Raw genomic sequence first — 20,370 nt, forward strand, 5'->3', positions numbered from 1 at the left:
GACAACCTGCAACCTGCATCTCACAACCTGCAACATGCAACCTGCAACTCGCAACCTGCAACCTGCAACCCGCAACCTGCAACCTGCAACCTGCACAATTGGAGTCTTCGACTCCGGCATTGGCGGCCTCTCGGTCGCCAATGCTATTTCCGGGCTATTGCCCCGGGAATCTATACTTTACGTAGCGGACAATGCCCGGGCGCCCTACGGCCCCCAGCCTGCCGAGTCCATTCTGGCTTACAGCCATGAGATTACCCGCTGGCTTATCGCCACCGGAGCGAAGATGATTGTTGTTGCCTGCAATACGGCGACGAGCATTGCCATCGACAGCCTGCGGGAACGCTTTCCGGAAATACCTTTCGTCGGCCTGGAGCCGGCCGTGAAGCCGGCGGCAGCCGGCCGGCGCGTAGGCGTGTTGGCCACGGCGGCTACGCTGAACAGCCCCCGCTACCTGGCGCTCAAAGAGCGCTACCTGGCGGATCGGCCCATCTACGAAAACCCCTGCGTTGGCCTGGTGCCATTGATTGAGCAGGAAAGCTCCGGTAGCCAGGTGTTAGCGGCAAAATTGCACGCTATTCTGGACCCCATGCTGGAAGACGGGCTGGATACCCTGGTGCTGGGCTGCACCCATTACCCGATGATCAGGGAAGACATTCAGGCGGTTTGTGGATCGGGGGTTACTATCATTGACCCGGCTCCTGCCGCAGCCCGGCAAGTCAGGCGCTTGCTTCAGGAGCATGACTTGGAAGTGGAGGCGAGTCCCTCATTGCTTTCTGGTAACTTCCCCTGCACCCGCGTCCGCGCCCACGATTTCTTTGCTACCGGCAGCAGCCAGCCCTTGCAACGTGCGCTCCTTTGCCTACCTTCGCTCAACGATCACCGGCGTTTGCTGGTGCCCAATCAATCCTTGTAAAGGCTTTTATCATTATGGCATTCGACCTGCTGCACCCCACCCGGAAAAACATTCACAAGCTCTACGCTGCGCACTCTTCGGAACTCCGCAACCTCATCCCCGAAGGGCTCAACAATAACCTCGTCTGGAATGCCGGCCACGTCGTGGCCACGATGGAGTTACTCACCTATGGTCTGGCCGGCCTGAAGACGCCTTCCGGAAAGGAATTCATTGATCGCTACCGTAAGGGAAGTAAGCCTGAAGGGCCCGTTTCTGCGGAAGAACAGGCTTACATCGCCGATCGCCTGCTCTCAGGGGTGACTCAGCTCGAGGCAGATTTGAAGAGCCTTGACTTCAGTAACTTCCGGGAATACACGACCAGTTATGGCGTTACCCTGAGCAATATCGATGACGCCCTGGCCTTTAATAATTTACACGAGGCAATGCACCTGGGAACGATGCTGGCCATTTGGAACCTGCTCAAGTAGCTTCCTCCACTATTTTCCTTATCTTCGCAGCGAAATAAAATGACTACAAGAATTTGCCTGCAAATGTGCGGCAGCCGCCGGTCTTTAAAGCGGACCACCGGCGGGATGAAGAACCTCCTCTGACACATTAGTGTCGACTGCCCTTCGTGGCAACCTCTCCCTCCCATTCCAAGGCTGTTTTATCTCCATTGCACCGGGCGATGCTGCCTCCTCTGTATTAGATCGGAGGCGCGGACGCAGGTGCAGTGAATGGATCGTTTGAAAGCAAAGAATGATTGCAAACGAACCAAGCTGTCATCTTGAATATCTAACCAAGTCATTATATAAATCATGGGTAATAAAACCCCAATGACGGTGAGCTTCGATCTGCCAAACGGGCGCGAAGTCACCATCGAAACCGGTAAACTGGCCACCCAGGCCGACGGTTCTGTCGTAGTAAAGTGTGGTAAAACCATGCTTTTCTGTTCGGTTGTCTCTTCTCACAGTGTACGGGATGGCCAGTCCTTCTTTCCGCTTAGCGTAGACTACCAGGAGAAGTTCGCGGCTGCAGGCCGCATCCCTGGTAACTTCTTCCGCCGGGAGACCCGCCTGAACGACTACGAAATCCTCATCAGCCGTATCGTCGACCGGGCCATCCGCCCGCTCTTCCCCAAGGGCTACATGTTCGACACTCAGGTAATCATCAACCTCATCTCTCTCGACCCCGAGGTGATGCCCGACGCACTGGCCGGTCTGGCCGCTTCTGCTGCGCTGATGGTTTCTGACATTCCTTTTGCCGGCCCCATCTCGGAGTGCCGCGTAGGCCGTATCGACGGAGAGTACGTGATCAACCCCGATCGCTCTGCACTCAAGGATGCTGACCTGGACCTCATCGTTGCCGCCGATGCGGATAACATCATGATGGTAGAAGGCGAGTGTAAGGAGGTAGACGAAAAGTCGATCATCGAAGCCCTCAAGGTCGGACACGAAGCCATCAAGACGCAGTGTAAAGCACAGCTCGAACTTCGCGCCAAGGTGGACCCCACCCCCCGTGAAGTAGAAATTGCTGGAGTGGACGAAGAGATCATGAGCTACGTTGAAGGCCTGGTAAAGGAAGCCGTTGAAACGGTTGCCCGCGGTGCCCTCAATAAGCAGCAGCGCAAAGATGCCTTCAAGAAGGTAAAGGAGGACTACAAAGCCGCCGTCCTCGAAGAGAAAGGCGAAGAATGGCAGGCCGAGCATAAAGAACAGCTCAGTGCTGCTTACGACAAAATTCAGAAGAAGACCATCCGTGGTCTGATGCTTAACGAAAGTGTACGTCTTGACGGACGTAAGTTCGATCAGGTACGTGATATCTGGACGGAGGTGGACTACCTGCCGTCTGCTCACGGTTCTGCCATCTTTAACCGTGGCGAGACCCAGTCATTGACGAGCCTCACCCTGGGAACGAAGACGGACCAGCAGATGGTAGACATCGCTTACGAAAACAGCTACGCCGATTTCATCCTGCACTACAACTTCCCCGCTTACTCCGTAGGGGAGACGAAGCCCATGCGCGGTCCTGGCCGTCGCGAAGTAGGCCACGCCAACCTCGCACACCGTTCTATCCGTCAGGTACTACCCGACGAGATGACGCACACGATTCGCTTGGTGTCAGACATTATGGAGTCTAACGGTTCCTCTTCCATGGCTACCGTTTGTGCGGGTTCCCTCGCGCTGATGGACGGTGGTGTAAAGCTCAAGCGTGCCGTTGCCGGTATCGCCATGGGTATGGTTGCTGAAGATGGCAAGATTGCTATCCTGTCCGACATTCTTGGCGACGAGGATGCACTCGGTGACATGGACTTCAAACTGACCGGTACCACCGAAGGTATTACTGCTTGTCAGATGGACATCAAGATTGATGGCCTCCCTTACGAGCAACTTGAGCAGGCGCTGAAGCAGGCCCGCGAAGGTCGTCTTCACATTCTTGGCGAAATGGCCAAAACGCTGGAGGATCCACGCGAAGATCTGAAGCCACACGCTCCGCGGATCGTTAAGCTGATTATCGAGAAGTCTTACATCGGTGCTGTAATCGGACCTGGTGGTAAGATCATTCAGGAGCTGCAGGAAATGACCGGCACGAACATCAACATCGACGAAATCGATGGTAAGGGCCACATCTCGATCGCTTCCAGCGATAAGGCGAGCATCGAAGATGCGGTAGCCCGCATCAAGAAGATCACCTTCACCCCTGAAGTGGGTGGTGTCTACACCGGAACGGTTAAGACCATCATGCCTTACGGTGTGTTTGTCGGCTTCGAAGGTGGTAAGGACGGTCTGCTCCACGTCTCAGAAATGAGCCACAGCCGGATTGACAACGTTGAAGACGTCTTCAGCGAAGGCGACGAAGTAACCTTCAAGATCGTCGACATCGACGAGCGTACCGGGAAGCTTCGCCTCAGCCGTAAGGCCATTATGCCGCGCGCTGACGGAACCATCCCTACGGACGAAGAACTCGAAGCGGAACGCAAAGCCGCCAAGGATCGCCCACGCCGCGATCGTGGTGACCGCGGACCACGCCGTGACCGTCGTGATCGCCCGCGCCGGGACTAAAACAGCCTGACCGTCGGATTGTCGACTATCAGTAGTACGAAAGAAAGCCGCCTCTCCCTTCATGGGGGAGGCGGTTTTCTTTTGAGAGAAAGTATACCTGGGAGGAAACCTTGTGGTGTTAAGTTGTGTCGCAGGTAAACCATGCGTAATCTTAACACTTGCAATTGTTCCCGTAGATGACCGCTTAGATTACTACGCCTGCCTGCAGGCCGCAGATAAGGAGAACTTAGTCCCGTTAGTCGAATTTCTTGGCAACAGGCTCTATGCGTCGCTAGATATCATGCTCGCCACCGCCCGCGGCGAAGATATCGGCGGCTCTAAATGGGATACCATCGCCGACGACCCGCGGTAAGCAGATATAAGACCACGATTTTAGCAAGCCATTTCATACCTTGCCAACATGACCAACAAACAACAAATCCTCGCCAAGCGCCCCGTCGGTATGCCCGATGCGGATACCTGGACTTTGACCACCACCGAAGTCCGCGAACTGAAAGAGGGCGAAGTCCTCATCCAGAACCACTACGTCTCCCTCGACCCCGCCATGCGGGGTTGGATGAACGACGCCCGTTCCTACATCCCTCCCGTAGAGTTGGGAGAGGTGATGCGCGCCGGCACCGTCGGCATCGTCGTTAAGGCGAGCAATCACCCAAAGTATAAAGTGGGCGATGTGCTTACCGGCTGGGGTGGTGTTCAGCAGTATACCATCACTAATGGTGAAGGATATTATCCGGTAGACACGAATCTTGCCCCCATGCCGATGTACATCGGTACGCTCGGGATGCCCGGCATGACGGCCTATTTCGGCATCCTTGAAGTAGGGAAGATCAAGGAAGGGGACGTTGTACTCGTCTCCGGCGCAGCCGGAGCGGTGGGCAGTGTCGTTGGCCAGATCGCAAAGATCAAAGGCTGCAAAGTAGTCGGTATCGCCGGCGGCGCTGACAAATGTAAATACGTCACGGAAGAACTGGGCTTCGACGCCTGCATCGACTACAAAAACGGTGATGTGGCAGAAGGGATTAAAGAACATTGCCCTAAGGGCCTCGACGTCTACTTCGACAACGTAGGTGGAGAAATACTCGATGCTGCGCTGGGCCGCCTGCGGATGCACGCCCGCATCGTTATTTGCGGCGCCATCAGCCAGTACAATAACAAGGAGAACGTCAAAGGACCCAGCAACTATCTCTCGCTGCTTGTTAACCGTGCTACGATGCAGGGTATGGTCGTGATGGACTACGCTCCCAAATATCGCGAAGCCGCTCAGCAAATGGGCATGTGGATGATGGAAGGTAAACTCAAAAGCCGGGAAGATATCTATGAAGGCATCGAGAATTTTCACGATACTTTTCAACGACTGTTTACGGGGGAGAAGAAGGGTAAGCTGGTGTTGAAGGTGATTGAGGAGTGATTTAGCGCTATCCAGGAAGCTTCGAAACGGACGGGGCTAAGCCCCGTCCGAACGGAAGTGAAATTCCCCAGGATACAGACCTGGCTTTTGAAGAATGATCAACCGTAGGTTCGTGAGCTGTCGTAAGCAATATTGTGCTGGTAGCCTACCGTGTCCGTGTTTTGTCCATAAGGTAGTTTCAGGCCTGCTACTGATAGCTGAGCATTAATACTGTTAGTTGTTACACAAAGAAGAAAAATGAAAACTAAACAGTATAGCGGGATGAAGTGCGCATATTCAGAGAAGGTCTTAAATAAGATTTATTAGGTTGCATCTAACGGATTGCTTTGCAGACTGATTTTCTTCAAATGCTGTAACTTTACCAGACACCTGACTACATTAATATGTACTTCCCCGACATCCGACTTCCCTATTTCTATAATCTCCCCATTGCCGTACTCCTGGGCTTCTACATTTGGTCCCGCTTGGAACGTCTGCTATTTTTTCTGAGCGCTTGTGATGGTGGTCCTGAAGTTTTTGGGGTAAGCGCTGCGGGAGATCCACTCGAAGTAATTTATCTCAAGACCTTTCTCACCATACTGCCCGCCGCCACCGCAGCAGTCCACTTTGTACAGCAGTTTAATCGTCGGAATGACTTGTCTTTGCGGGAGACCATCTTTATTCTGACGGCTGTTAATATTCTTACTTCCTTGATCGCTGGTTTTTTGCGGTAATCATTTTCCATTGTAAGAACCTTAACACCTAATATGCAGTCCCCAAGGTTACCCCATTATTACTACCTGCCCCTCGCGCTAATTTCTTTCCTTTTTACATTTTCCGTCAATTTTACGATGTGTGTTGGCATTGGCTCCTGGAGCCATAACCAAGTGGTTAACTGGGGGCTGGGCTGGTTTCAGGGTGTGGACTTCTTTACCATGATGTACATAAACATTGCGCTGTCTACCTTGCCGATCATCATGGTTACCATCTACTTTATCCGACAGTTCTTAAAGCGAAGAGAACTGCCGATAATTCGCGGGCTTCTGCTGGCGATTCTTGGGTTCGTCGTAGGTCTATTGTTCGCTAAATTGGTAACAGGCTTCTAGTAAGCCTCGGCCTCCACGCCGCTCTGGGCGTGAATGGGCGCTCCGTGCGTGCCCAAAGACAGATTGTCCTCAACGTGCAAGCGCGCTGAGTCCGTACATGCGCGGGAGCGCGTGCTGACCAGGCTAACCGGCAAGCTCCCGCAACGCCACTTCCGCCCGCTCAAAACCAAAGGCTCCCATGACCTCTTCCAGCTTACCGCTGATCCGCTCACTACCGAGGTTGCCGAGGCTGCCCAGGTGGGTGTGCTTTAGCTCGGTGGGCGGCACGAAGGTGCCGGCTTCTACATCCCGGCCTACCTGGGTGTAGGCATCGCGGAAGGGTACGCCTTCCAGGACGAGGTTATTGACGGCTTCGACGGTGTAAAGCAAGGTGTAGCGCGGGTCGGTCGGGAGCTCCTGGGCGCGGACGCGGGTGCGGGGCAGCGCATAAAGAGCAATGTCCAATCCGTCCTCCAGTTGATCCAGCGCCGGGAAGATGGCTTCCTTCAGGAGTTGAAAGTCGCGGTGATAGCCAGAGGGGAGATTGGTGGTCAATTGAGAGATTTGCCCCGGCAGCGACTGCAGCAGGTTACAGCGTCCGCGGAGCAGTTCAAATACATCGGGGTTCTTCTTGTGGGGCATGATGCTGGAGCCCGTAGTAAGCTCCGGTGGCAGCTGCAGGAAGCCGAAATTCTGGCTGCTGTAGAGGCAAACATCCATCGCCATGCGGCCCACCGTCTGGGCCAGGCCAGCAATGGCGAAGGCCATCAGTTGCTCCGTTTTACCCCGGCCCATCTGGGCCGCCACTACATTAACGACCGGCGCCCGGAAGCCGAGCAACTCCGTCGTTCGATCCCGGTTCAGCGGGAAACTGGAGCCGTAACCTGCGGCGGAGCCGAGGGGGTTTTGATCCACCACGTCGTAAACACCCTGCCACATCCGGAGATCATCGATCAGGGCTTCGGCGTAAGCGCCGAACCACAGGCCAAAGCTCGATACCATGGCGACCTGCAGGTGGGTGTAACCGGGGATGAGCTTGTCCTTATGTTCTTCGCTAAGTTCCGTCAGCGTCCGGCTCAGCTCCGCTGTGCGCTCTGCAATGCCCTGAATCCGATGGCGGAAATAGAGGCGGAGATCTACCAGGACCTGATCGTTGCGGCTGCGGCCGGAGTGAATCTTCTTACCATCGTCCCCCAGATCGCGGGTGAGCATCAGTTCTACCTGGCTGTGGACGTCTTCCACGCCGTCTTCGATTACGAAGTCTCCGGCGCTGGCGGTTGTATACAGCTCCTTTAACTTCCCCTGGCACCTGCGTGCTGCGCCCGCATCCAACAGCCCTACTTCGGATAGCATCGTCACGTGCGCCAGCGAGCCCAGCACGTCGAAGGGCGCCAGCTCCAGATCGAGCTCGCGGTCTCTGCCAACGGTGAAGTCAGCAATTTTCTGATCGAGGTCGTAGTCTTTTTCCCAGAGTTTGGTGGGCATGGCGGGGTAGATTAGTTGGCCGCCAAAGGTCGGTATTTTTCACTAAGAGAGTAAACGTAAATCGAACGTAAATCCGGGGAGTATGTCTTCGCCAGTTATTTCGTGATCCAGGGGCGTTACGAGCTCAACGGAGCGGTCAGCGCGGTAAATCCATAATCGATCATTGTCCACGTCAATCAGCCAGGCTAGTTTTACACCGTTATCAATCCAGCTGTCACGCATCTTGGCTTCGGCGGTTTTTAAACTGTCGGTTGGTGATAGTATCTCTACGACAAAATCAGGGACAACGGCGAGAAAATGCTTAAAATCATCTTCCGTAAAGCCCGCTAGCTTTTCTTCAGACACATAACAGGCATCGGGTGACCTGACGGAGGAATCTGGCAGGGTAAAACCCGTACTGCTACTTAGTGCTTTCCCACCATGTTTTCTTGCGTAGAACTTGAGGTCTGCAGAAATTTCCAGTTCTCGATCACCGCTACTAAATGATACGGGGGACATGATAATTATTTTGCCGTTAGGCTCACGTTCAATGACTAATTCAGGGTTGGTAAAGCATATGGATTCAAATACTTCATTAGAAACCTCTTGAGTAACGACTAGAGGAAAAACAGTAACGGGTATCTCTAACGATACCTGTGTTTTTTCAAGGCTCTTCACTTGTGAGGCGGTCATTATTGAGTATTTTATACGAGAAGATAACGCTTTTTTATCTAGTATAGTTACTCATACCAACTACTAACTGCCCCCAGCCCCTTCCGCTCAATCACCGGCACCTGCGCGTCTTCCGCCGGATAACCGACGGGCAACAACAGAAACGCCCGCTCATTGGCCGGGCGGCCCAGCACCTCACTCAGGAAGTTCATCGGGCTGGGCGTATGCGTCACCGTCACCAGACCAGCGTTGTGGATGGCGGAGATCAGCATGCCGCAGGCCAGTCCGGCAGATTCCGTCACGTAGTAGTTTTTTTCTTTCTCTCCGGCAGCGTTCAGATCATAGGCTTTTTTGAAAGCCACGATGATGTAAGGGGCCGTGGTGATGAAGGGCTTGTGCCAATCCGTTCCGAACTTCTTCAGGTCGTCCAGCCAGTCTTCTGACATTCGGCCGTGGTAATTCTCAAACTCTTCTTTCTCCGCTGCTTCGCGGATTTTGGCCTTAATCTCCGGGCTCGAGATCACCCCGAAATTCCAGGGCTGCTTATTGGCACCACTCGGAGCGGTAGAGGCCGTTTTGATGATCAGTTCGATGATTTCCCGGTCTACCGGTCGGTCGCTGAATTCTCTTACCGTCCGCCGGCTTTCGTGCTGCGCGTAAAAGCTACGCGCCCGGTTCAACATTTCTTCCGGAGTATATTCCGTGTACTGTAAGGGCTGGAAGCCAGCGTTCGAGTGTGCCATATGGCAAAGGTATTCGTTGCCGGGGAATTGGAAGGCCGTGTAGTAGCAGATACGCTAAAGACCTCCGGGACTCCCTGAACCTGAGAGCCCTGGAAGGGCGTCTATCAGTAGCGATGGCTGATCGAGCTGGTAAAGCCAGCGAGGGAACCCATCGCGTATTCGGGCATAAAAAAAACGGCCGTCAGGATGGTTCCTGACGGCCGGTGATGAAGACACAAGGTCTGTTATTTTTTAAGCGATCGGTCCGCTTCCGTTCGGGGAGGCAGAGTTGTCAATCACACCGGGCATTTCTACCGGTGGCATCTTGTCCGCATCCGAAGGGCGGGGGCCGATGAGTCGAACAAGGTCCTTACTGCTGAGCACCTCTTTGTCGAGCAACTCCTTCGCCAGCAGCTCCACTTCTGCCTTCTTCTCGATGAGCAAATCCTGAGCGCGTTGATACTGGCCATCGAGCATTTTCCGTACCCGGTTATCGATCAGGGTCGAGGTCTCATCCGAATAAGGGCGCTGATAAGCATCCCGGCCCATGGCGTAGAAACTTACCTGGCCGACCTCTTCGTCCATACCGTACACCGTAATCATGTCGTAGGCCTGTTTGGTCACCTTGTCGAGGTCGTTTTGGGCACCGGTACTGATCTTTCCGAAGAATACCTGCTCAGCCGCACGGCCACCGAAGGTCATACACATCATATCCAGCATTTGCTCGGTACGGGTGATGTACTGCTCCTTCGGCAGGTACTGTGCATACCCCAGCGCGGCTACGCCGCGCGGCACGATCGTTACTTTAACGAGCGGGCTGGCGTGCTCCAGGAACCAACCACAGATGGCGTGACCGGCTTCGTGGTAGGCAATGATCTCCTTCTCATCGGGGTTGATGAGCTTGTTCTTCTTCTCCAGGCCACCGATCACTTTATCGAGGGCGTAGTTGAAGTCAGCCAGCGTTACACTGTCCTGGTTCCGGCGGGCGGCAATCAGGGCGGCTTCGTTACAGATGTTAGCAATTTCTGCACCAGCGAAACCAGGCGTCATCTCCGCCAGGGTGAAGGGGTCTACCGTCACACCATCCGTTTTAATGGTCTTGAGGTGAACCTTGAAGATGGCTTCCCGACCCTTCAGGTCAGGGCGGTCAATACCGATCTGGCGGTCAAAACGCCCCGGGCGCAGGAGTGCACTGTCGAGAACGTCCGGGCGGTTCGTGGCGGCCATCAGGATCACGCCTTTGTCCGTGCTGAAACCATCCATTTCCACCAGCAGCTGGTTGAGCGTGTTTTCCCGTTCATCATTACCTCCCTGCATGCCACCGCGGCCACGGGCGCGACCAATGGCGTCAATCTCATCAATGAAGATGATACAGGGGGCTTTTTCCCTGGCTTGCTTGAAGAGGTCCCGGACCCGGCTTGCACCGACACCGACGAACATCTCCACAAAGTCAGAACCTGACATCGTAAAGAAAGGAACGCCTGCTTCACCGGCAACCGCTTTTGCCAACAGGGTTTTACCCGTTCCGGGAGGGCCTACGAGGAGAACTCCCTTTGGGATTTTACCACCCAGGGCGGTGTATTTCTTTGGGTTCTTGAGGAAGTCAACTACTTCCATCACTTCTTCCTTGGCTTCGTCGAGCCCGGCAACATCGGCGAAAGTAATGTTCACCTTGCTGTTTTGATCAAAAAGCGTGGCCTTCGACTTGCCAATGTTGAAAATCTGACCGCCAGGGCCGCCAGCACCACCGCTCATGCGGCGCATCAGCACGATCCAGATGATGGCAATCACCGCCAATGGCAGGAGCCACTGCAGGGCATCTCCCAGATAGTTGTGGCGGGTTACGGAGTTGACGGGCACGCGGTCTTCAAAAGGAATGTCCAGATTGTCCTGTGCATCCTTCAGGAAGCTGTTGAAAACATTTGCGTCGGCCACTTCCAGGCGGTAATCATAGCGGGAACCACTAAGGCCCTTCTCTGCGGCATCCTGATAAGGGCCACCTTCACCTTTCTTGTCTTCGCTGATGTAAATTTCCGCTGATCGACCATTGACGAGGTCAATCCGGGTGATGGCACCCTTATCCTGTAGCATCTGATAGAGACGGGATTTGTCGATCTCGTTACTCGTGCCGGTACCCAGGCTGGAGACGACCAGCGCCAGCAGGACAAGAGACATTATGGCATACAGCCAGTAGCTCTGGAACTTGGGGCCGCTGCCCTCGGGTTGATTATCTTGATTATTTGTACTCATACTTCTAAAGGCTAACGTACAATCAGCCAATTCGTTGGCTTACTTGTGGGGAAAATGGAGCTAAAAATTGTACTCTAAAGCGTTTCGTATTCAGTGATAATACCGTCACTCCACAGATCTTCCAGCTCGTAAAACTTCCGTGTTTCGGGGTGGAAGATGTGAACGACGATGTCGAAATAGTCCAGACAAATCCAATTGGCATGGCGTGCGCCGGTAGCTGTTTTGGGGAATTCGCTTAGTTCCTGCTTCATCCGTTGCTGTATCCGGCCGGCGATAGAAGAGACTTGGGTCGTGGACTCTCCTTCACAGATGAAGAAGAAATCCGCCGGCCGATCGTCTAGCTTGCGCAGATCGATTTGCAGGATGTTTTTTCCTTTGATATCCCGGATGCTGTCCAGAATAAGTGCCAGACGTTCTTGAACGTCAGCAGAAATTTTGGCCGGAGCCGAAGTCGTGGAGGTACTCAAATTTATACTTTAACTATTAAAGGTAGCAAAAACCGTTCCTAAATAGAACGGCCTTAGGGCCGATATGGTTAGCGAGAATAGAAATTATCGACAAATCAATACATTAAGCCGACATTACTCCCTTATGAACACTAAGCTTTTTCCTAAAGTTGCCCGTTGGTATGACACTTTGGCAAGCACTAACGAAACAGCTATCCTGAATATTAACGCAGGGAAGGGCGCGGACGCAGGTGCCGTGTACTGGACGGAGGAGCAAAGTAAGGGCCGGGGGCAGGGTAGTAACCGCTGGCACGCCACCCCGGCTGCTAACCTGACCATCAGTATTGTTGCCTATCCCAACCATTTGCCCGTCGACCGTTTATTCGCCCTTACGCAGCTGACGGGGCTGGCGGTGGCCGACACCGTCCGCCACTTTTTACCGGAGCGAGCGGCGGAGGTCAGGCTCAAATGGCCCAACGATGTCTACGTCGGCAAGCAAAAGATAGCCGGTATCCTTGTACAGAACGGACTACGCGGGAGCCAAATCTCCTGGTCGGTCTTCGGCATCGGTCTCAACGTCAACGAAAAGAACTTCCCGCAGGAGCTGAAGACAACGGCCACTTCCCTTCGCCTGCTGGCGGGCACGGACTTCGACCGGGAGACCGTCGCTAACCAGCTTTTCTCCGCCTTCAGCAAAGCCTATGAACTCACCAGCCCGGCCCGCCTCCCGGAGCTGGACCAGGCCTACCACCAATCTCTTTACCTGAAAAACATCCCGGCACCTTACCGAAACACGGAGACGGGAGAGCACTTCACCGCCATCATCCGTGGTGTTGCCCCCACCGGCCAGCTCCGCCTGGAAATGTCGGACGGGCGAGAGCAATTATTCTCTTTGCGGGAGATTGGGTTTTTGCGGTGAACTGACGAATCAATGGCGTCCGGCTGACCGCCGAAGGCAGACGCAAAGCGCACCCGGTGCTGCATTACGAAGCTCTTCAAGCTGGCGTCCCCTCAAAAACAATATTGCCTCCAACGCCTCCAACGCCTCCAACGCCTCCAACGCACGGCAGCCTACCAGACTACCGAACCACCAGACTACCTCACTCTCCTTCCAACAATCTCTCCAACTTCTCCCGGTCCAGCTCCGATGGCCGGGGCACATCATGTACCACCGTCCCATCTGGCTTGATTAGGACGTAGGTCGGATAACCCCGCCCCAGCAGCAATTTCAATAGTTCGTTGTGTGGAGCTTCCGGCACGAACAAATGTGTACCTGGTACCTGATGGCCGGCGATCAGGTTCTGCCACTGCTCTTCGTTACCACCACTTTCCGTACAGAGGTAGACGAACTCAATGGGAAGGTCCCCGGCTGCTTCATGTGCCTTTTTGCTGAAGGGGAGCTGTTGGATACAAGGGGCACACCACACGGCCCATAAGTCGAGATAGATGGCCTTACCTGGGAAGCCTCCCCGGACCTGGTCTAGTAGTTCCTGGCCTGAAGTGGCGTTGGATTTGTAGAGATCGGCTTCGAATTCAAGATGACCCAAGGCTTTTCCCAATTCCTTTTTGTCGATGATGGTAACCTTGCCAGACAAACTTTTGGCCAATTGGTCCACTTCTGCCTGAAGAGCCGCCAATCTTCTGGCTACGCTGGCCTTAGACCATGGCACAGTCATGGTAGCCAGCGTAGTTTTTAGCATGGACGTATGGAGGATGGGGTCTTTCGCTTCCGGGTAAATTTTCATCAGATCGGCTCTGGTGGGGGAGTAGTCGTTGTCAATCTTGACGAGAAATTTTTCTATTGAAAGTGGATGGTTGAAAGCCTCCATATTTGTGATGTCAAGTTCTTTTGCTACTGCTCTACGGGATTCCATGAGCTGACTCATGGTAAAATGACTGTAGAAGTCTCGGCTCCGGTTACTAACCGCTAGCGGCGAGTGAGAAAGGTATTTTTGCAGCAGATCGTCTGGCATGGGCTCATTCCAATAGAGTACGCTCATTTGGGATAAATACTCTGTCATCCTTTCGTTGCGCACAATTGCACTTGTCTCCTGGCTTCGGCCTTCCAGAACTTCATCGTCCAAGGCTATCAGGAGAGTATGAATGGAATCAAGCTTTGATAATTTTTGCAGCGTAGAAGACTTCCGGTCCATCATTATGGATATGAAGTCAATTCCAGAGGTGTTTTCAGTGGCGATTTGCTTTCCCCTGGTCATACAGAGTTCTGCGTCAGGGCCGGAAAAGACGACCGCCGGATGCGTCCACTGGGCACCATCATCTGCCGCTAGTGCGGCGTAGTCCATTTCCACGTGAACCGTTGAGCGGACGTTGAGCGCCGAGTAAAATTGCTTTCCCATCCAAAACCACACCTCCTGCAGCGGTACAGATTGGGGTAACTCAATGTAGAAAGTGCCGTCTTTAGCCACTGAGGCGGTAAGTTGCTCCTGGTCCTCGCTACTCATAGCTACTGCAGCATAACCAATTAACTTTTCCCTATCAACACTATCCGGCAGGTTTAAAACCTTTCCGGTAATGGTCGCCCGGTTCTCCGGATTAAGATAATAATCATTAAACTCCGGATGGTGGGGCGAAGGCATAGTCGTTGATGTTTGGGCAAAAGAATTACCCACATACAAGAGTATGCAGACTAAAAGGTAGAGGAAACGCATCTTGGAAGGTGTTTAGTTTAATAAGGAAAAGTTATAAGGGTATATTTCAAATATAAGGGATAAAGGTCAATTGCTCCTTAACCTTCCCTTGCACCTGCGCACCGTCGCCCTCCTGTTCAGTTACGACCATCCCTAAACTCTTCGGCTAACGACCGTGGCTCCCTGCGTCCGGCTGACCGCCGAAGGCAGACGCAAAGCGCACCCGGTGCTGTATTACGAAGCCCTCCAAGCTGGCGTCCCCTCAAAATCAATATTGCCTCCAACGCCTCCAACGCCTCCCACGCATCCAATGCCTCCCACGCGCGGCAGCCCAAAGAACCAAAGAACCAAAATACCAAAATACCAATCACTCCCTCGTCTCCAGATTCTGCTCCTTCCCCCGTTCCATCGGGCTTACGCCGCGCTCCATCCATACGGGCATCGGCGCGTCCATCAGGTAGTGGTCGAAAAACTGGGCCATGCGGGTCTGGAAATCGGCGCGGTTAGGTGTTTTAACGGGCCAGTGCGGCTCGCCGCGGTAATTGAGGAACCAGGCCGGCTTACCCAGCCGGCGCAAGGCCGTGAACCACTCGATCCCCTGATACCAGGGCACCGCACCGTCGTTGTCGTTGTGCAAAATCAGCAGCGGAGTGTTGATTTTGTCGGTCGTGAACAAGGGGCTGTTTTCGTAGTAGCGCTGGAAGTGCGTCCAGGGCGTGCCGCCAATCCGGCTCTGGGTGTGTTCATACTGAAACTGACGGCTTACGCCAGACCCCCAACGAATACCGCCGTAGGCTGAGAACATATTCACCACCGGCGCGCCACTTTCCACGGCAGCGAACATGTCCGTCTTGGTGACCAGATAAGCGGCCTGGTAGCCGCCCCAGCTGTGCCCCTGCATCCCGATCCGCTCCCGGTCGATGAAGCCCTTGCTCAACAGACTCGTCACACCACTCATCACACAGTCATAAGCACTTTCTCCGGGGTAACCTACCCGATAAATGACGTCCGGGTTGAAAATCACGTAGCCCTTACTCACGTAGTGGCTGTAATTGATGCTCGACCGCCCGGGAACGGGCGTCCGGTGGCGGTAGACACCCTGACTGCTCCGCTCGTAAAAATTGACGAGCATCGGATATTTCTTTTTCGGGTCAAACCCGTCGGGCTTGATCAGCATACCGCGTAAGGTCCGCCCCTGATTATCGATCCATTCGTAAGGCTCAGCCGTGCCCCAGGCAAAGTCTTTCTGCTGGGGGTTAGCGTTCGTGATCTTCGCCCCTTCTTTAGCCAGATCTTTGGTAATGCGCAAATCGGGAAATTCCCGGAAATCGCTGCGGGAATAGACGTAGGTCTTAGACTTCCGCGCTTTCAGGAAGTCGCCGAAAGACTTCGCCCCGCTATGCAAAGTCTCTACGCCACCGGTTTTGAGATCAAGCCAGCCGAAGCCGCTATGGTAGTTTTCCTCTTTGAAAATGGAGACGAGCTGGGGTTCATCAAAATCCACAAAGTCATTTTCCCGGTCCAGATCCTGTAGGCGGAAGGTTGTCTTCCGCTCCCGGCCGGCGGTGATCCGGTGAGGGCTGGCCTGCCCCTTTGGGTCGAGCTGCCAGATGTCGTAGCGATCGTAGACCAGAAACTGGTTGCCTCCTTCCAGGGTGCCGGCGTAGCGGTAGCTGCTGGGGTGCATCGGGCGGTCATTGATCTCGTCGTAAAAGGTCCCCGTAGCATTAGTCGTCAGAACGTGCGCCTGGCCACTGGAAGGGTCAAAACTGTTCCAGGTAGTATCCGTCTGGTTATACCAGATCAGGAATTTTCCTCCTTCCAGCCAGCGGACCGGTGTTACCTGACCGTTTTCCATCTCCTGCCGATCTCCGGTTTCCAGATTGATCACGCTGGTGTTGCGGGCACCGGGGTAACCTTCCCACATGGTTTGCTTGGCGTAGGGGCGGTCGTCATAGACGGCTACCCAGGGGCCGTTGCTGTGGCGGGGCAGATAGTCGTACGGGAGCTCAGGTGTGCCGATTTGCAGGAAGTTGTTGCTGCCGGTACGGTAAACCGCCAGATAGGTCTGCTTGGCGTCTTGCTTCAGGCGCACATTTCGTTGGGTATAGAGGCGGGGGTCTTCGGTGGTCCAGACCTCAACGTCAGCGACTTCGGTATCCAGCAGTGTTGTATCCTTTTCGGGGCGGCGCGGGGTCGTCCCGAAGTAAAGATACTTCCCGTTCTCGCTGAATTCGGGGCTTCGATCGTCGCTGATGCGATGGCCGGAGGCCAGCCAGTTGCCGGGCTGTTCGCTAATCATTCGGGCTTTGTTCTCGCCACTTTCCCAATGGTGGAGGTGGAAGGGCTTTTGCTTGTCTTTGGAGTCCGCGTCGGAGGTAAGGAAGGCCACCTGATCTCCGTCAGTGCTGATGGCCAGGCCGCCATAATCTCCTTCGCCTGCGCTCAGGGCTTCCCAGCGAAGCTCTCTGGTGTCCAGCCGCAGAACGCCCGCTTCCCAACTGCTGTCCTTTTTGGCTTGCTGAGCGATGAGGACGGGTTCGTCCCTGGCTAATTCGTAGGCCGTTACCCCTTCCAGGTAAAAACTGTCAGTGCTGTTGAAGTTGCGGACGAGCAGGCGGTGAGCGTCGTCGTCCATTCCCTTACGGAGGCTGTCCGGAAGGGCGGATGTAGTGGTGTACGCATAAGCATCTGACCAGCGCTCTCCGGTTTTAAAACTGTAAACTTCTGGCACGATACGGCGTACTCCGCTGGCAAGATTAATCACCAGCAGGCTATCCATTTTTGCCAGTTTTTTCTTCGCTTTGGCTTTGTCTTTCAGCTTTATCGCGCGGCTATCGGCCAGAGCTGGTTTCAGCATCCCGACCAGGTGCTTGCCGTCATAACTGAAGTTGGCGTTGTGTAATCTGGGAAAGCGGGTTTCCACCAGTGTTTTGGTGTTCCGAACCACCACTTCCGGATCGCCAAGGTCCGGAACGAGGCTATAGAGCAGATGATCGCCGTCAGCACTGAGCTGCTCGCCGCGAATCTGATTCCAGGCTTGCATATCCGCAACTGTGATGGCTTTTTGGGCGCTGGCGCAGGTGCAAAGAAATGTTAGCAGTAGCAGGGTAGGGAAGACTCGTCTCATAGCTTGCAGGGGATAGTTTGAGGCTGCAAGCTAATGGTTTTGCGGGAAGCGAAGGCGGTCGCCCCCGTGAAATAGTAAGTGAAGCACGCTGTTTCGGGTCCGGGCAGGGCATCGGAAGCTCTCCGCTGGGGCACTTCTATGTCCCGCAGTATGGCGGGACCTTCAAGCGTCCGCACTCTCCGAGTTGGCGATTGCCTTACGGGGCCGGAGGCTCGATGCCATTCTCTCACTCCCTGATTCTATCTTTACGCCTATGACTTACCACATCGGCCTCGACATCGGCACCACTTCCACCAAAGCCTGCGCTTTTGATCCTGCTGGTAAGCTATTGGCAACGGAAGAGCGCCCTTATCCACTGCTTCACCCGGAGCCGGGTGCTGCCGTACAGGAGCCGATGGTCATCCTCGAAGCCGCAGAGAACGCCCTGGCCGATCTGGTCAGCTCCGTCGGAGAGAAACCAGCCGCTATTGGCCTCAGCTGTCCCATGCACAGCGTTATTCTCTGTGATGCCTACGAAACGCCGATAGACCATGTCATCACCTGGGCGGATACCCGCGCTCAGGCCGTAATGGATGATTTCAGTAAGGCAGAACGCGAAGAACTCCTACGCCTTACGGGCACGCCCGTTCACCCTATGTCTCCGATGGTGAAGCTTCGCTGGCTGTTGAAGGATAATCCCGGATGGAAAGAAGAGGCCGTCTTTTGCTACGATCTTAAATCTTTCCTGACGAAGTACTGGACGAATACCGCCGTCATCGATCAGCAGCTTGCCTCCGCAAGCGGGCTGTACGATGCACCAGCGGGGCAATGGTCAGCCCGCGCGCTGGCTATGGCTGCGGGCGACGAAGAGACTTTCCCTTTCCACCTCCCGCCCGTTCAATCGGCGAAACAATGTTTAGAATGGGCAGACCATATCGCCAAAAGATTGGGCGTTGAAGGGGTTCCCCTTTTTCTGGGCGGCTCGGACGGCGTACTGGCCAATCTCGGCAGCGGCATCCTGGCGCCCGGCGAAGTGGCCATCACCGTCGGCACCAGTGGTGCCGTGCGCACTACTCATCGTCAGTCGCGCATCGACCCGGTGCACGGACTGTTCAACTATCAGCTCTACGACGATTACTATGTCGTTGGCGGCGCTACCAACAATGGCGGTAAAGCGCTGGCCTACTGGCAAAATCTCCTCTCGGCTCATTTCTCTGACGTCGGGACCATGATCGATGCTGCGCTCACCGTCTCGGCCGAAGAAAGCCCCGTCTTCCTGCCCTACCTCTATGGGGAGCGTGCGCCGGTGTGGGACGCGGCGGCTACGGCGGAACTGACCGGCCTGGCCGGTCATCATGACCACCGTCACCTCGCCCGGGCCGTGCTCGAAGGCGTTACGAACAACCTCGTCGCCATCCTCCGCCAGCTCGAGGCCGCAACCTGCCCCGCCCAACGCTTACACGCCAGCGGCGGCTTTACCAAAAGCCCGGAGTGGCTGGACCTCCTGGCCCGCCGTGCCGACTGCGAGCTTGTCCTCGCTGATGCCGCCCAGGCCAGCGCCTACGGCGCGGCCATCATTGCCCGCGAAGCCTGTACCCGCGGCTTCAGCCGGAGGGTGTAAAAACATTGCTTCAACAACACTCCCTTTGCACCCGCGTCCGCGCCCTAAAAAGGGGAAGAACCTACGACATACCAATCATAATAATAAGCTAACCCCACTAACACCGGTAGCAAGACCAGCATCCCGTTCACCACCGTCGCGTACCAGTTTTCGCTGCGTTGATCATTAGTCGCCCAGCAAACTAAGATGGTAGTTCCGTAGGCCATTGTGCAGGCCCAGGCCGTTGCTGTTGAATATCCATCCGCCCGGAACACCGTGATAATGCAGATCGTCATGGCTACGGAGACGATGCTCTTTGCTAGAACCGGATATTGGTTGGCGGCCGTCTTTACACTCTGTGATTTGTCCAGTACTACATCTCGAAAATCGAAGAGGAGGGCGATAGAAAGAGTGAATAGGAAACGTAAAGGCATCTCCGTCGGGAATGGGAGTTGTGGAGAAGCAGGGGTAATGGGGAGGTTTAGCCCGCCGCTACCGTTTTCAACGTAAGATGTTTGTATCGCATCTCTCATGACCTCCACCGGCACATCCCAAGTCATAATCGTCCAGGCCCAGGCCACCCAAAGGACCTTCACATAAGGCAAGTCCCGCAATCGCCGCCAGCCCTTGATCGGTGGCGTCAGGTAAAAAACAGTGATCGGTAGCGCCCATAGTAAGGAACTCCAGATGGATTCGATGAAGGTCGTCCCGATGGCTCCGGCCGCGATCATACTTCCGCCGCCGATGATTAGTGAGGCCGTCGGATGGTCCCTTATCAACTCATAGCGTCGGGTCGTAGGGCGCACGCCAGACCGTTGAAAACTCAGGTAGCGATGCAGGGTGTAGACGCCCAACGTGGCCAAAAAAATAAAGGTAAGCACCGGCGTTTCACTGGCCCAGTATGGTGGGCCGTAGGCTAATCGCAGCGTCATCCAGCTCAGCCCCGTGGCTGCCACAGCAATCCAGATGTGACCATAAAAAATCCAGTTGAAGAGGTGTCGCAGGGGCATGGGGGCAAAGGTACATCTTCCAG

At 54.7% G+C, this 20,370-nt stretch carries 16 protein-coding genes; 8 read left to right on the top strand and 8 right to left on the bottom strand.

All coding sequences use genetic code 11. The annotated features are described in order from the left end of the window. Positions 1–34 precede the first annotated feature (34 nt). The 6 genes from murI to BM123_RS03405 all read left to right on the top strand — a co-directional run bounded on the left by murI (position 35) and on the right by BM123_RS03405 (position 6,447). The gene (gene murI, locus BM123_RS03375; RefSeq protein ID WP_090165407.1) at positions 35–913 is read left to right on the top strand and encodes a glutamate racemase; all 879 of its coding nucleotides are present in this window, start codon (positions 35–37) and stop codon (positions 911–913) included. Between the two features lie 14 nt (positions 914–927). Next, positions 928–1,380: a DinB family protein gene (locus BM123_RS03380; protein WP_090165408.1), complete on the top strand. Its 453-nt coding sequence runs from the start codon at positions 928–930 to the stop codon at positions 1,378–1,380. A 330-nt stretch (positions 1,381–1,710) separates the two neighbouring features. Further along, positions 1,711–3,954 carry a polyribonucleotide nucleotidyltransferase gene (gene pnp, locus BM123_RS03385; RefSeq protein WP_090165409.1) on the top strand — a complete coding sequence of 748 codons (2,244 nt, stop codon included), beginning with the start codon at positions 1,711–1,713 and terminating at the stop codon, positions 3,952–3,954. Between the two features lie 400 nt (positions 3,955–4,354). After that, complete coding sequence (locus BM123_RS03395; RefSeq protein ID WP_090165411.1) at positions 4,355–5,362, top strand: NADP-dependent oxidoreductase; 1,008 nt, start codon at positions 4,355–4,357, stop codon at positions 5,360–5,362. A 383-nt stretch (positions 5,363–5,745) separates the two neighbouring features. After that, entirely contained in the window at positions 5,746–6,075 is a 330-nt protein-coding gene (locus tag BM123_RS03400) for a hypothetical protein (RefSeq protein WP_090165412.1), read from the top strand. A gap of 33 nt (positions 6,076–6,108) precedes the next feature. After that, a complete protein-coding gene (locus BM123_RS03405; RefSeq protein WP_090165413.1) occupies positions 6,109–6,447 on the top strand; it encodes a hypothetical protein in 339 nt (112 codons plus the stop codon). Between the two features lie 123 nt (positions 6,448–6,570). Here the strand turns inward: BM123_RS03405 and argH are convergent, their stop codons facing one another. The 5 genes from argH to rsfS all read right to left on the bottom strand — a co-directional run bounded on the left by argH (position 6,571) and on the right by rsfS (position 12,001). After that, on the bottom strand, positions 6,571–7,911 hold the full coding sequence (argH, locus tag BM123_RS03410; RefSeq protein WP_090165414.1) for an argininosuccinate lyase: 1,341 nt from the start codon (positions 7,909–7,911) through the stop codon (positions 6,571–6,573). Between the two features lie 42 nt (positions 7,912–7,953). Next, positions 7,954–8,583 carry a Uma2 family endonuclease gene (locus tag BM123_RS03415; RefSeq protein ID WP_090165415.1) on the bottom strand — a complete coding sequence of 210 codons (630 nt, stop codon included), beginning with the start codon at positions 8,581–8,583 and terminating at the stop codon, positions 7,954–7,956. A 47-nt stretch (positions 8,584–8,630) separates the two neighbouring features. Beyond that, entirely contained in the window at positions 8,631–9,305 is a 675-nt protein-coding gene (locus tag BM123_RS03420) for a nitroreductase family protein (protein ID WP_090165416.1), read from the bottom strand. A 231-nt stretch (positions 9,306–9,536) separates the two neighbouring features. Beyond that, positions 9,537–11,534, bottom strand: a complete 1,998-nt coding sequence (gene ftsH / locus BM123_RS03425; RefSeq protein WP_090165417.1) for an ATP-dependent zinc metalloprotease FtsH — start codon at positions 11,532–11,534, stop codon at positions 9,537–9,539. A gap of 74 nt (positions 11,535–11,608) precedes the next feature. Beyond that, entirely contained in the window at positions 11,609–12,001 is a 393-nt protein-coding gene (gene rsfS, locus BM123_RS03430; protein ID WP_245748404.1) for a ribosome silencing factor, read from the bottom strand. 124 nt (positions 12,002–12,125) lie between these two features. On the opposite strand from rsfS, the gene BM123_RS03435 reads away from it, so the two are divergent. Next, positions 12,126–12,899: a biotin--[acetyl-CoA-carboxylase] ligase gene (locus BM123_RS03435; RefSeq protein ID WP_175489231.1), complete on the top strand. Its 774-nt coding sequence runs from the start codon at positions 12,126–12,128 to the stop codon at positions 12,897–12,899. A gap of 181 nt (positions 12,900–13,080) precedes the next feature. Here BM123_RS03435 and BM123_RS03440 read toward each other — a convergent pair whose 3' ends face one another. Then, the gene (locus tag BM123_RS03440) at positions 13,081–14,649 is read right to left on the bottom strand and encodes a TlpA family protein disulfide reductase (protein ID WP_139211748.1); all 1,569 of its coding nucleotides are present in this window, start codon (positions 14,647–14,649) and stop codon (positions 13,081–13,083) included. A gap of 346 nt (positions 14,650–14,995) precedes the next feature. Beyond that, on the bottom strand, positions 14,996–17,758 hold the full coding sequence (locus BM123_RS03445) for an alpha/beta hydrolase family protein (protein ID WP_090165420.1): 2,763 nt from the start codon (positions 17,756–17,758) through the stop codon (positions 14,996–14,998). Between the two features lie 253 nt (positions 17,759–18,011). Between BM123_RS03445 and BM123_RS03450 the strand changes: the two genes are divergently transcribed. Continuing rightward, positions 18,012–19,358 carry a gluconokinase gene (locus BM123_RS03450; RefSeq protein ID WP_090165421.1) on the top strand — a complete coding sequence of 449 codons (1,347 nt, stop codon included), beginning with the start codon at positions 18,012–18,014 and terminating at the stop codon, positions 19,356–19,358. Positions 19,359–19,402: 44 nt separating this feature from the next. Here BM123_RS03450 and BM123_RS03455 read toward each other — a convergent pair whose 3' ends face one another. Continuing rightward, positions 19,403–20,347 carry a UbiA prenyltransferase family protein gene (locus tag BM123_RS03455; protein WP_090165422.1) on the bottom strand — a complete coding sequence of 315 codons (945 nt, stop codon included), beginning with the start codon at positions 20,345–20,347 and terminating at the stop codon, positions 19,403–19,405. Positions 20,348–20,370: the final 23 nt, after the last annotated feature.

Source organism: Neolewinella agarilytica, from assembly GCF_900110645.1.
GTDB lineage: Bacteria > Bacteroidota > Bacteroidia > Chitinophagales > Saprospiraceae > Neolewinella > Neolewinella agarilytica.